Here is a 12,630-nt window from a genome sequence, read left to right as displayed (position 1 = left end):
GTGCCGGTCGGGTGAGTGGAAATTCCGCGGCGGGCTTGCTATGGGCTTTGACCACGAGAGGCCAAGAACGTTCCACAAGTTCCCATATAAAGCCGAGACAAGAAGGAAACGACCATGACCGCCAACCGGAAGCTGATCGCCGGAAACTGGAAGATGAACGGGTTGAAGGCCGACGGGCTGGACCTCGCCTCCGACCTCGCCGGGCGGCTGAAGGGCGCCGGGCCGGTCGCTTTCGACATGCTGGTCTGCCCGCCCTTTCCACTGCTGTTCCCGGTGGGCGAGGCGATCGCCGACAGCCCGCTGGCGCTGGGCGGTCAGGATTGCGCGCCGAAGACGTCCGGCGCCCACACCGGCGACGTCGCGCCGACCATGCTGAAGGACGCCGGCTGCCGCTTCGTCATCCTCGGCCATTCGGAGCGCCGCGCCGACCATGGCGAGAGCGACGCCGTGGTGAACGCCAAGGCGGTGGCCGCCCACAAGGAGGGACTCGTCACCATCATCTGCGTCGGCGAGACCGAGGCGCAGCGCGATGCCGGCCAAGCCAACGCCGTGGTGTCGGGGCAACTGGCCGGCTCCATCCCCGCCGATGCGACGGCCGACAACACTGTCATCGCCTATGAGCCGGTCTGGGCCATCGGCACCGGCAAGACCGCGACCCCGGACGACGTGAAGGCGATGCACGCCCATATCCGCGCAGAACTGGACGGCAAGATCGCGGAGTCCGCCAAGGTCCGCATCCTCTATGGCGGCTCGGTCAAGCCGGGCAACGCGGCGGAGCTGATGGCGGTGGAGAATGTCGACGGCGCCTTGGTCGGCGGTGCATCGCTGAAGGCCGACGATTTCTGGGCCATCGGCACCGCCTGCCGCTGATGCCGGCCTTTCCAGTCGGCATGGCGCCCATCGGTGTCAGCCATGCCGCCAACGGATAAGGCTCAGGTATTTTGGCGCTGGCATATCGCGCGATGGCGCGGTACAAACAATGGGCGCGCGCCACGGGCCCTTAAGACGGCCTGTGGCGCGCTATTCGATTTTTGGGATGGTGTGGGGTGAGCATCGCATGGAATCGGTGATTCTGGTCATTCACCTGCTGATCGCCGTCGGGCTGGTCGGTGTGATCCTGATCCAGCGGTCGGAAGGCGGCGGGCTCGGCATCGGCGGCGGCACGATGGGCGGCATGATGAGCACCCGCGGCACGGCCAACCTGCTGACGCGGACCACCGGCATTCTGGCGGGCTGCTTCTTCGCCACCAGCATCGTGCTGGCGATCCTGGCCGGCGGTCATTCGCGCCCGGCGTCGATCATCGACACGCTGCCGGCGAGCCCGGCGGCTTCGACGGCCCCGGCCCAGCCGGCCGCTCCGGCCCAACCTGCGCCGCCGGTGTCCCAGTAACGGGACAGTTCCCAGCGCACGGGTGCGAAGCGGACAGCGAGGCGGCCTCCCCGAAGCCGCCTCTTTCTTTTGAGGGCTGATTGCGGCTGGCGCCGCTGCGGCTCTCCGGGGACTGGAACATTCGCCTCCATCGGGGGGCGTGAAAACTCCGCCCCCTAAGGGGACATGGCAAATCCGTCCCCTCAGGGGACATGGAACAGCTCTCAAGCTCTTCGGACGGACATGACTCGCTACATCTTCATCACCGGTGGCGTCGTTTCTTCGCTGGGCAAAGGTCTGGCATCGGCGGCGCTTGGGGCGCTTCTCCAGACCCGCGGCTACAAGGTGCGGCTGCGCAAGCTGGACCCGTACCTGAACGTCGATCCCGGCACGATGAGCCCGTATCAGCACGGCGAGGTCTTCGTGACCGACGACGGGGCCGAGACGGACCTTGACCTCGGCCATTACGAGCGCTTCACCGGCGTGTCTGCCCGCAAGGGCGACAACATCACCACTGGCCGCATCTACTCCACCGTGATCGCGAAGGAACGTCGCGGCGATTACCTGGGCGGCACCGTCCAGGTCATTCCGCACATCACCGACGAGATCAAGGAGTTCATCCGCGCCGACGCCACCGACGAGGACTTCGTCCTCATCGAGATCGGCGGCACGGTGGGCGATATCGAATCGCTGCCCTTCCTGGAGGCGATCCGCCAGTTCGGCAACGAGGTCGGCCAGGAGAATGTGCTCTACATCCACCTGACGCTGCTGCCCTACATCCCGACCGCCGGCGAGCTGAAGACCAAGCCGACCCAGCATTCGGTCAAAGAACTGCTGAGCGTCGGCATCCAGGCCAACATCCTGCTATGCCGTGCCGACCGTCCAATTCCGGAGAACGAGCGCAAGAAGATCGCGCTGTTCTGCAACATCCGTCCGGAGCGGGTGATCGCGGCGCTCGACGTCGACTCGATCTACCAGGTGCCGATCAGCTACCACGAGGAAGGCTTCGACACCCAGGTCCTGAGCTATTTCGGCCTGCCGACCGACAAGGAGCCGGACCTGTCGCGCTGGACCCGCATCATGGACCGGGTGCGCAAGCCGCAGGGCGAGGTCACCATCGCGGTGGTCGGCAAGTACATCAGCCTGCTCGACAGCTACAAGTCGCTGGCCGAGGCGCTGACCCATGGTGGCATCGCCAACAACGTCAAGGTCAACCTTGACTGGATCGATTCGGAGATCTTCGAGGATGACGACGCGGCGGTGAAGCGGCTGGAAAACGTCCACGGCATCCTGGTGCCGGGCGGTTTCGGCTCCCGTGGCACGGAAGGCAAGATCCGGGCTGCCCAGTTTGCGCGTGAGCGCAAGGTGCCCTATTTCGGCATTTGCTTCGGCATGCAGATGGCGGTGATCGAAGCCGCCCGCAACATGGCGAAGATCGAGGATGCCGGCTCCACCGAGTTGGGCAAGCCGGGCAATCCGGTCGTCGGCCTGATGACGGAGTGGATGCGCGGCAACACGCTGGAACGCCGTGCCGAAGTCGGCGATCTGGGCGGCACCATGCGTCTGGGCGCCTATCCGGCCAAGCTGCTGGACGGCAGCAAGGTCGCCGAGGTCTACGGCACCACCGATATCTCCGAACGGCACCGTCACCGCTATGAGGTGAACGTGTACTACAAGGAGCGTCTGGAGCGCTGCGGCATGCGGTTCAGCGGCCTGTCGCCGGACGGGGAACTGCCGGAGATCGTCGAGATCCCCGACCATCCCTGGTTCATCGGCGTGCAGTTCCACCCGGAACTGAAGTCCAAGCCGTTCGAGCCGCACCCGCTGTTCACCGCCTTCATCAAGGCGGCCATCGATCAGAGCCGGCTGGTCTGACCGTTTCAGATCGACCGTCCTCAGTTACGGAAAGCCCCGTCCTCACAGGCGGGGCTTTTTGCTGCCGGCAACCTTCCCTATACGTCATGTTTCTTGCGCGTTCGGTACCCTTGTGCGACGATCGTCTGAAAATCGGACAATCAAACAATATGATCGGGGAAGGGCTATGAACCGCGTCAGGATCGCCGCGCTCGCCACCTGTCTGACCGCGGTCGCCGCGGTTCCGGCCGTTGCGGCGGATTACTCCTCCACCATCTTCTTCGGCGACAGCCTGACCGACAGCGGCGTGTTCCAGTCGCTCCTGCCCGTCGGCGGCAAGTTCACCACCAACCCGGGGCCGGTGTGGGCGGAGACCGTCGCCGGGACGCTCGGGACCTCAGCCACCACGGCGGCGCGGGGCGGCACCGACTATGCGGTCGGCGGCGCGCGGGTGAATACCTCGGTCGGCTTTCCAGCGACCGGCCCGACGGCGCTCGCCCCCAGCGTGGCGACACAGATCTCCGGCTATCTGGCCTCCAGCGGCGGCCGGGCCGATCCGAATGCGCTCTACACCGTCTGGGGTGGAGCGAACGACATCTTCACGGCACTCACCAACCCCGCCACCGCACAGGCGACGGTGACGCAGGCCGCCGGCGATCTGGTGACGCAGGTGGCGCGTCTGCGCGCCGCCGGGGCGCGCACGATCTTGGTACCGACGGTGCCGGACATTGGATCGACGCCGTTCGGGCGGGCGCAGGGCTCAGCCGCGGCGGCACAGATCACGCAACTTGTCAGTGGCTATAACCAGCTGGTCACGCTGGGGCTGGCGAATGCCGGCGTATCGGTCATTCCCATCGACACCTATTCCCTGCTGCGGGCGGCGGTGGCCGATCCGGCGGCCTACGGCTTCACCAATGTGACCGGCACCGCCTGCACCACCAGCAGTTCGCTGCTCTGTACCTCCGGAACTCTGGTGGCGCCCAACGCGGCGCAGACCTATCTGTTCGCCGATGGCGTCCATCCGACCACCGCCGGGCATCGCGCGGTATCGGACTTCGTGCTGAACGCGCTGACCGCTCCCGGCAATGTCGCGCAGCTCGCCGAATCGCCGATCCATACCCGTGACCGCCTGACCTCCACCATTCTGGCCCAGGCAGCGACCAGCCTGTGGAGCCGCAAGCCCGGCACCAGCGGCGCCTGGATCAGCGGAGGAGTCGGGCGGCTGACCAGCGACCGCACTGGCGACCCTGGGGCCGGCGGTCAGGCGGAGGTGCGCGGCACGCCGCTGTCGGTCAGCGTCGGCATCGACAAGCGCTTCACCGAGAATCTTCTGCTCGGCGTGGCCGGCACGGCGTCGCATTACCGCGGCAGCTTCTCCACCGGCGGCGATTACAAGCAGCGGGAGTATGTGCTGAGCGGCTACGGCGTCTACCGCATGGGCGGTGCCTTCGTGAACGGCGTCGGCTCCATCGGCTTCGCCGACTACGACCTGCGCCGCGGCGTCAGCATCAACGGCACCGACCATTCCACCAGCGGCAACACCGAGGGGATCAACGCGTCCATCGGTGCCGAGGGCGGCTACGAGTTCATGACCGGCGGGCTGACCCATGGTCCGGTGCTGGGCCTGCGATACCAGCATGTCGAGGTCGAGGGATTCAGTGAGGACAACAGCCTGTTCGGCTTCACCTACCGCTCGCAGACCCGCAATTCGCTGGTCGGCAGCATCGGCTATCAGGCGGCCTACGATTTCGGCAGCGTCCTGCCCTATGCCAAGGTGACGCTGAACCGGGAGTTCAAGGACGACCAGCGCTCCATCACGGTGGAAAGCCGCAGCATTTCCACGCTGGCCTATGATGTGGCGGTGGCGAAGCCGGACCGCAGCTATGTCGACCTGACGGCGGGCGCCTCCTTCAAGCTGGCGGAGTCGGTGACCGGCACGCTGGGCCTGAATGCCAGGCTGGGCGAGGAGAACCGCCGCGATTACGGCGGCTTCGTCGGCGTCAGCGTCGGTTTCTGACGAAAGACAGGTGACCGGGGACAAGTCCGCTCCATATCAGGGGCGGATTTGCCAACGGGAGGATAGCAGTGCCATGTCAGACGTGATGATCGATGCCGCCGATGGTGGCCGTTTCTCAGCCTATGTCGCCAAGCCCACGGTGGCCCCCGCCGGCGGGCTTGTCGTGATTCAGGAAATCTTCGGCGTCAACGCGGTGATGCGCGAGATGTGCGACTGGTACGCCTCGCAGGGCTTCCTGGCGGTGTGCCCGGACCTGTTCTGGCGCCAGAAGCCGGGCGTGCAACTGACCGACAAGACGCAAGAGGAGTGGAACCAGGCCTTCGCCCTGCTGAACGGCATGGATCAGGACAAGGCGGTGGACGACCTCAAAGCAGCGCTGGCCTGGGTGCGCGGGCAGGATGGCTGCACCGGCAAGGCCGGCAGCGTCGGCTACTGCCTGGGCGGCCGGCTTGCCTTCATGATGGCGACGCGGTCGGACGCCGATGCCAATGTCGGCTATTACGGCGTCGGGCTGGAGGGGCTGCTGGGTGAGGCCGACAAGATCGCCAAGCCGCTGCTGCTGCACATCGCCGAGAACGACAAGTTCTCCAGCCCCGAGAAGCGCGACGCGGTGGTCGCCGGGGTGAAGGACAACACGTGGGTGACCGCCAAGGTCTATCCGGGCATGGACCATGCCTTTGCCCGGCCGGGTGGCGAGCATTACGACCGGGATGCGGCCGACGAGGCGAACCGGCTGACGGTGGAGTTCTTCCGGACGCATCTGGCCTGACGCCAGCGCCGTTGACCGATTTCCTGAATAGTGGGATGCAAGGGTCTTCCGACCCTTGCCCGAACCCCTGTCGGGTGAGCGCGGGAGGGCGGCGCCCTCTCGCCTCGATTTGTTTTGGAGCACTCCGATGACCACGCCGCGCGCCGTTCAGGTCGGCGACCTGACCATTGCCAACGACCGTCCCTTCGTCCTGATCGCCGGCCCCTGCCAGATGGAAAGCCGCGACCATGCGATGGAGACCGCGTCCGCGCTGGTGGAGATGACCCGCGCGCTGGGCATGGGGCTGATCTACAAGTCGAGCTTTGACAAGGCCAACCGCACCTCCATCACCACCGCGCGCGGTCTGGGCATGGACAAGGCCCTGCCGATCTTCGCGGAAATCCGCGAGCGGTTCGGCTGCCCGGTCATCACCGACGTGCATGAATCGACCCAGTGCGCCCCGGTCGCCGAGGCGGTGGACGTGCTGCAGATCCCGGCCTTCCTCTGCCGCCAGACCGACCTGCTGATCGCCGCGGCGGAGACCGGCCGTGCGGTGAACGTCAAGAAGGGCCAGTTCCTGGCGCCGTGGGACATGAAGAACGTCGCCGCCAAGTTGGTCGCGTCGGGCAACGAGCGCGTGCTGCTGTGCGAGCGCGGCGCCAGCTTCGGCTACAACACGCTGGTGTCGGACATGCGGTCGCTGCCGATCATGGCGGAGACCGGCTTCCCGGTGGTGTTCGACGCCACCCATTCCGTCCAGCAGCCGGGCGGGCAGGGCACTACTTCGGGCGGCCAGCGGGAATTCGTGCCGGTCCTGGCCCGTGCCGCCATCGCCGTCGGCGTCGCCGCCGTCTTCATGGAGACGCACGAGAACCCCGACTGCGCCCCCAGCGACGGCCCCAACATGGTCCCGCTTAAGGATATGCCGGCCCTGCTGGCGAAGCTCCAGGCCTTCGACCGTCTGGCGAAGTCCTAAACAGGCTTAATTTGGCTGGGGCGGAGCGCCGTGCTTCACTGGCGCCTCTCCCGCATCCACGGGTCGGGTCAGCCTTCGGGGACATGCATGATGGTCGGTCGGAGTTTTCGGGGTGTGATTGCCGCACTCCTGCTGCTGGTGGTCGCTTTTCCGGCCCTGGCATTGGAGAGCTTCCAGAAATCCAAGCTGACCGTCGAGACGGCCGGCGGCGGCAAGTTCCGCTTCGATATCGAGCTGGCGCTGACACCGGGCCAGCAGGCGCAGGGGCTGATGTTCCGCCAGTCGATGGCCGCCGATGCCGGCATGCTGTTCATCTACGACCGGGTGCAGCCCGCCAGCTTCTGGATGAAGAACACCCTGATCCCGCTCGACATGCTGTTCATCGCCGCCGACGGCCGCATCGTGAACATCCATGAGCGGGCGGTGCCGGAATCGTTGGACTCCGTCAACTCCGACGGTCCGGTCAAGGCGATCCTGGAGCTGAACGGCGGCATGGCCTCGCGGCTCGGCATCCGTCCCGGCGACCGGGTGGTCTCGCCGGACATCGCCAAGCCTTGAGGCCAAAGCCCCGCCGTTGAAAGAGGGCTCGCAGCCCATGACTTTCGCGTAAACTCCCCCAGATTCATCGCGTGGGTGGCGCGGTGCGGAGGGGCGCAATGGGCAGGCGGGCGGCGATTTTTCTCGGACTGGCGCTCAGCGCCGCGGCCGGCCTGTCCGCCTATGTCGTGCTGGCGCGGGCCGAGCCCAGTCCCTCATATCGTCTGGCGCGGGTCGAGCAAGGCCCGCTGGTCAGTGCCATCACCGCCACCGGCACCATGAGCGCCCTGGTGACGGTGGAGGTCAGCTCCCAACTTTCCGGCCAGATCGCCGAGCTTTATGCCGATTTCAACAGCCGGGTCACCAGCGGGCAGATCCTTGCCCGGCTGAACGGCGACCAGCTTGCCGCGCGGCTGGCCCAGGCCGGTGCCGATGTCGATTCCGCCAAGGCCGCGCTGATCCAGCAGCAGGCCCTGCTCGACAAGGCACGGGCCGATCTTGCCAATGCGGAGGCCAGCATCGCCAATGCCGATGCGCAGATCGTCCGCGCCGACCTTGCCCAGCGCGATGCGGAGCGTGATCTGCGTCGGCGGCGTGACCTGCAGGGCCGTGGCGTGGTCGCCGCCGCCGATCTGGAAAAGGCGGAAACCGCAGCCCACAGCGCCCAGGCCCAGCTGATCGCCGCCCGCGCGCAGAAGCGGCAGGCGGAAGCGGCGGCGGCATCAGCCGAAGCATCGCTGGCGGTTGCCGCCGCCCAGGTGGATGTCGCCCGTGCCCAGGTGGCCCAGCGCGAGGCGGCCTTGCAGCTGGTCCGTGTCGATTTGAACCGCTCGGTCATCCGCTCGCCCATCGACGGCGTGGTGGTGAACCGGGCGGTCAGCACCGGCCAGACGGTGGCGGCCAGCCTGTCGGCGCCCACCCTGTTCACCATCGCCCAGGATCTGCGGCAGATGGAGGTGCTTGCCAACATCGACGAGGCGGACATCGGCCGGGTCCGCGAAGGCATGGCGGTGCGCTTCACCGTCAACGCCTTCCCCGGCGACAGCTTCACCGGCCGGGTGGCGCAGGTGCGGCTGGCGCCGAAGGAGGATCAGACCGTCGTCACCTACATCGTCGTCATCACGGTGGAGAATCCGGAGCTGCGGCTGCTGCCGGGCATGACCGCCAACCTGCGCATCACCGTGGACGAGCGGCCGTCGGCGGTGAAACTGCCGAATGCCGCCCTGCGCTTTCGTCCGCCGGGCGTCGAGTCTTCCGCCGAAGCGCCGGCACCGACCACCGGCGGCCTGAATGGCGGGCGCGGCGCCGCGGCGCTGGAGGCTTCCGCCAAACGGGTGACGGACGGGCTGAAGCTGGACGAGACCAAGCGGCGCGACATCGCCGCCCTGGTCGCCGAGGCCCGCGAGCGCTTCGCGGCGCTGGATGCGGACGGCGGCGATCCGGAACGCCGCAGGGTGGAGGCCAACGCCATCCGCACCGCGACGCTCGAGCGGATGGCCGGACTGCTCGACCCGGCGCAGCGCGACCGCTTCGAGTCGCTGGTCGATCCCGGCAGGGCAGCCGAAGCGACGCGGACCGTCTGGGTGCCCAGCCCCGGCAATGGGAGCCCTGTCGGGGTGCCGGTTCGGCTCGGCATCGGCGACGGCAGCTTCACCGAGGTGGTGTCCGGCGATCTGCGGGCGGGGCAGGAGGTCATTACCGGCATCCTCGCCGCCGACCGCGACACCCGCCGGGGACCGCGCCTTGGCTTCTGAACCGGACGAGCCTGAGGTCGTGCCTCTGATCGCGGTCGAGCGCCTGACCCGCCATTACCGCATGGGGCCGCAGATCGTCCATGCGCTGGACGATGTCTCCGTCGTCATCCAGCGTGGCGAGTTCATTGCGGTGATGGGGCCGTCGGGGTCCGGCAAATCCACCTTCATGAACCTGCTGGGCTGCCTGGATCGTCCGGATTCGGGCACCTACCGGCTGGATCGGCAGGAGGTGGCGGGCCAAGAGGTCGCCGGACTATCTTCCGACGCGCTGGCGGCGGTGCGGAACCGCAGCATCGGCTTCGTCTTCCAATCCTTCAACCTGCTGCCGCGCCAGACGGCGCTCGACAACGTCATGCTGCCGATGGTCTACGCCGGCGTCGGCCACGCCCAGCGGGTCGAGCGGGCGCTCGCCGCCCTCGAGGCGGTCGGGCTGCGCGAGCGGGCAAGGCACCGGCCGACCCAGCTCTCCGGCGGGCAGCAGCAGCGTGTCGCCATCGCCCGCGCGCTGGTCAACGACCCTCTGCTGCTGCTGGCCGACGAGCCGACAGGCGCGCTCGACACTGCCACCAGCCTGGAGATCATCGGCCTGTTCCAGCGTCTGAACCGGCGCGGCATCACAATCGTGCTGGTGACGCATGAGCCGGAGGTGGCGCGCTTCGCGTCCCGAGTCCTGCATTTCCGTGACGGCCGGCTGATCGACGACCTGAACCAGACGCCGGAGGTCGCGGCATGACCGCCTGGGATGCCTTGCGTGTAGCACTCGATTCTCTGCGGGCCAATCCATTGCGCAGCGCGCTGACCATGCTGGGCATCGTCATCGGCGTGGCCGCCGTGATCGCCATGGTCGCGGTGGGGGCCGGTGCGCGCGATCAGGTGCTGCGCCAGATCGCCAGCCTGGGCACCAACCTGATCATGGTGGGGCAGGGCAGCATCGCCCGCGGCGGGGTCAAGCTGGGAGCCGGCACCGCCTCTTCCCTGACGGAGGACGATGCGCTGGCGGTGCTGGCGGATATCCCCGGGGTGGTGGTGACGGCGCCGTCGGTGCGCTGGGGATTGCAGATCGTCGCCGGCAACCAGAATTGGGGCACCGTGCTGTTCGGCATCACGCCCGACTATATGGATGCCCGCGACTGGAGTGTCGCGGCGGGGCGCGGCCTGTCGGACGAGGATGTGGCGCAGGCCAACAAGGTGGTGGTGCTGGGCCAGACGGTGGTGCGCACCCTGTTCGGCGGCGGCGATCCCATCGGGGAGCCGGTGCGGGTCTTTTCCACCCCGCTGACCGTCGTCGGCGTGCTGGCGGAGAAAGGGCAGAACACGCAGGGCCAGGACCAGGACGATGTCATCTTCGTGCCGCTGTCCACCGCCAAGCGCAACATTCCGGGCATGGCGAAAAGCAACCCGCGCTTCATCCACACCATGGTGGTGAAGATGCGCGACGGCACCGACATGGCCGAGGCCCAAGCGCAGATCCGAGACCTGCTGCGCCAGCGTCACCGGCTGGTTGCCGGTCAGGACGACGATTTCTGGATGCGCGACCTGTCGGAGGTGTCGGCAACCCGCGATGCCTCGTCACGCGCCCTGTCCTTCCTGCTGGCCGCCGTGGCGGCGGTCTCGCTGCTGGTCGGCGGTATCGGCATCATGAACATCATGCTAGTGTCGGTGACCGAGCGCACGCGGGAGATCGGGCTGCGGCTTGCCATCGGGGCGCGGCGGCGCGACATCCTGGTGCAGTTCCTGATCGAATCGACCACCCTGTCGCTGATCGGCGCCGCCGTCGGCGTGGCGCTCGGCATCGGAACCGCCATGGGCGTCGCGACTCTGGCCGGATGGCCGACGCTGATCCAGATCGACTCCGTCGTCCTGGCGGTGGTGGTCAGCGGCATCGTCGGCGTGTTCTTCGGCCTGTACCCCGCCCGACGGGCTGCCCGCCTCAACCCGATCGAGGCGTTGCGGCACGAATAGCCGCCAAGTCGGCCTCAACTTCGCCCTTCAATATGACCAGCGGCACCGTGCTGCGTGCCAGCCACAACGCCAGCCGGCCGACCCAGCCCACCTCCCGCGGAACCGCCAGCAGCGCCGGTTGCCGCTCCGCCACCATGCGCGCCAGGGCGAGCGGGGATGTGGAGGCATGGCGCTTGGCAAGGTCGATCTGCCCGACGGCGGGGTCCAGTTCCGCGCGGAGCGGTCCGCCGCCCATCGGCGCCACCACATCCACCGCCGCACCCATTCGCAGCAGTTCGTGGGCGAGGCCGATGGCGGAGCGGCGGTCCGGCCGGTCGGCAAGGTCCGGCACGAACAGGATGATGGCGAGCGGTGCGGGGGTGAGTGACGGCAACGAAACGGATCCGGAACGGTGTTGAAGACAGGCTGTTGAGCGACCGAATGCCGCACTGAACGACCAACAAGGCAGGCGGGATGGAAAAGACCGCGAAAGCAGTGCCCGTCCGCTTGCCGTGGGCGTGGCGTTCGTGTATCTCACAACGCGGCGACGGGGCGTAGCGCAGTCTGGTCAGCGCGCCAGTTTTGGGTACTGGAGGCCCCCGGTTCGAATCCGGGCGCCCCGACCATCGCCAGAGGACAAATCCGCGTCCAAGCCATGGTGCCAGGACGCAACGGCAGGCATTTGGGGAGACGAGCGAGCCATGAACGTCCGGATCTATCAGCCGAGCAAGACGGCCATGCAATCCGGCCGGGCCAAGACTCACCGTTGGATGCTGGATTACGAGATCGAGACGCCGCGCCGTCCGGAGCCGCTGATGGGCTGGACCAGCTCGGGCGATACGCTGAACCAGGTGCGCTTGTCCTTCGAGACGAAGGAAGAGGCCATTGCGTTCGCGGAGCGTGAGGGCTGGAGCTATACCGTGCAGGAGGCTGCTGTCCGCCGCGTCCGTCCGCGCAATTACGCCGACAACTTCCGCACCGACCGTCCGCGCTTCTGATCGACAGCGCGAAGTCGGCGTCGGTTCGAGTCGCCACTGGCAAGCGGCTGGAAAACCGGGATAAGGCCCCATAGCTCAGTTGGATAGAGCAGCCGCCTTCTAAGCGGCAGGTCGCTGGTTCGAATCCAGCTGGGGTCGCCATCTCGGCAGTCTGTTGCAGAACAAGAAAAGCCCCGCTCAAGCGGGGCTTTTTTTTTGGGGTTGCGAGGCCGGCGGTCAGGCGGCCTTGATGTCTCCCAGGAAGGATTCGACATCCCGGCGCATCAGTTCTGCCTGCCGGGACAACTCACCGGCAGCGGTCAGCACCTGACCGGCGGCGTCGCCGGCCTCGCCGGCTGCCTGCGTCACCTGAACGATGCTTCCAGTCACTTCCTGCGTCCCGGCTGCGGCCTGCTGGACGTTGCGGGAGATTTCGTTGGTGGCGGCACTCTGCTCT

At 67.3% G+C, this 12,630-nt stretch carries 12 protein-coding genes, 2 tRNA genes and 1 pseudogene; 13 read left to right on the top strand and 2 right to left on the bottom strand.

Going from position 1 to position 12,630, the window contains the following annotated elements:
• Positions 1–114: 114 nt before the first annotated feature.
• From tpiA to TSH64_RS24815, 10 genes are all read left to right on the top strand, one after another.
• On the top strand, positions 115–870 hold the full coding sequence (tpiA, locus tag TSH64_RS24860) for a triose-phosphate isomerase (RefSeq protein WP_109449132.1): 756 nt from the start codon (positions 115–117) through the stop codon (positions 868–870).
• 187 nt (positions 871–1,057) lie between these two features.
• Positions 1,058–1,390 (top strand): preprotein translocase subunit SecG, encoded by a 333-nt coding sequence (secG, locus tag TSH64_RS24855; protein WP_109449130.1) that lies wholly within the window; start codon positions 1,058–1,060, stop codon positions 1,388–1,390.
• A 222-nt stretch (positions 1,391–1,612) separates the two neighbouring features.
• Positions 1,613–3,244, top strand: coding sequence for a CTP synthase (locus tag TSH64_RS24850; protein ID WP_109449128.1), 1,632 nt, complete (start codon positions 1,613–1,615; stop codon positions 3,242–3,244).
• Positions 3,245–3,410: 166 nt separating this feature from the next.
• Entirely contained in the window at positions 3,411–5,240 is a 1,830-nt protein-coding gene (locus tag TSH64_RS24845) for an autotransporter domain-containing protein (RefSeq protein ID WP_109449126.1), read from the top strand.
• Between the two features lie 73 nt (positions 5,241–5,313).
• Positions 5,314–6,009 (top strand): dienelactone hydrolase family protein, encoded by a 696-nt coding sequence (locus tag TSH64_RS24840; RefSeq protein WP_109449124.1) that lies wholly within the window; start codon positions 5,314–5,316, stop codon positions 6,007–6,009.
• A gap of 127 nt (positions 6,010–6,136) precedes the next feature.
• A complete protein-coding gene (kdsA, locus tag TSH64_RS24835; protein WP_109449122.1) occupies positions 6,137–6,964 on the top strand; it encodes a 3-deoxy-8-phosphooctulonate synthase in 828 nt (275 codons plus the stop codon).
• Between the two features lie 114 nt (positions 6,965–7,078).
• Positions 7,079–7,522, top strand: a complete 444-nt coding sequence (locus tag TSH64_RS24830) for a DUF192 domain-containing protein (protein ID WP_247873133.1) — start codon at positions 7,079–7,081, stop codon at positions 7,520–7,522.
• 98 nt (positions 7,523–7,620) lie between these two features.
• On the top strand, positions 7,621–9,255 hold the full coding sequence (locus TSH64_RS24825) for an efflux RND transporter periplasmic adaptor subunit (RefSeq protein WP_109449120.1): 1,635 nt from the start codon (positions 7,621–7,623) through the stop codon (positions 9,253–9,255).
• Positions 9,256–9,274: 19 nt separating this feature from the next.
• Positions 9,275–9,988, top strand: coding sequence for an ABC transporter ATP-binding protein (locus TSH64_RS24820; protein WP_282188122.1), 714 nt, complete (start codon positions 9,275–9,277; stop codon positions 9,986–9,988).
• Entirely contained in the window at positions 9,985–11,217 is a 1,233-nt protein-coding gene (locus tag TSH64_RS24815; protein ID WP_109449118.1) for an ABC transporter permease, read from the top strand. The genes TSH64_RS24820 and TSH64_RS24815 overlap by 4 nt, the downstream gene beginning before the upstream one ends.
• On the opposite strand, the gene TSH64_RS24810 is transcribed toward TSH64_RS24815, so the two are convergent.
• Positions 11,186–11,590 carry a hypothetical protein gene (locus tag TSH64_RS24810; protein ID WP_109449116.1) on the bottom strand — a complete coding sequence of 135 codons (405 nt, stop codon included), beginning with the start codon at positions 11,588–11,590 and terminating at the stop codon, positions 11,186–11,188. The genes TSH64_RS24815 and TSH64_RS24810 overlap by 32 nt on opposite strands.
• A 154-nt stretch (positions 11,591–11,744) precedes the next feature.
• Here TSH64_RS24810 and TSH64_RS24805 point away from each other — a divergent pair.
• The 3 genes from TSH64_RS24805 (at position 11,745) to TSH64_RS24795 (ending at position 12,335) form a co-directional block, all read left to right on the top strand.
• Positions 11,745–11,822: transfer RNA gene (locus TSH64_RS24805), tRNA-Pro, on the top strand.
• Positions 11,823–11,897: 75 nt separating this feature from the next.
• Complete coding sequence (locus TSH64_RS24800; protein ID WP_109050332.1) at positions 11,898–12,194, top strand: ETC complex I subunit; 297 nt, start codon at positions 11,898–11,900, stop codon at positions 12,192–12,194.
• Positions 12,195–12,258: 64 nt separating this feature from the next.
• Positions 12,259–12,335: transfer RNA gene (locus TSH64_RS24795), tRNA-Arg, on the top strand.
• 75 nt (positions 12,336–12,410) lie between these two features.
• Here the strand turns inward: TSH64_RS24795 and TSH64_RS24790 are convergent.
• Positions 12,411–12,630, bottom strand: a pseudogene (locus TSH64_RS24790) (methyl-accepting chemotaxis protein); the annotation flags it as partial.

This window comes from Azospirillum sp. TSH64, assembly GCF_003116035.1.
In the GTDB taxonomy this organism is placed as follows: Bacteria; Pseudomonadota; Alphaproteobacteria; order Azospirillales; family Azospirillaceae; genus Azospirillum.
Note: the sequence above shows the minus strand (reverse complement) of the source record. Positions and strands in the feature narration are given on the sequence as shown.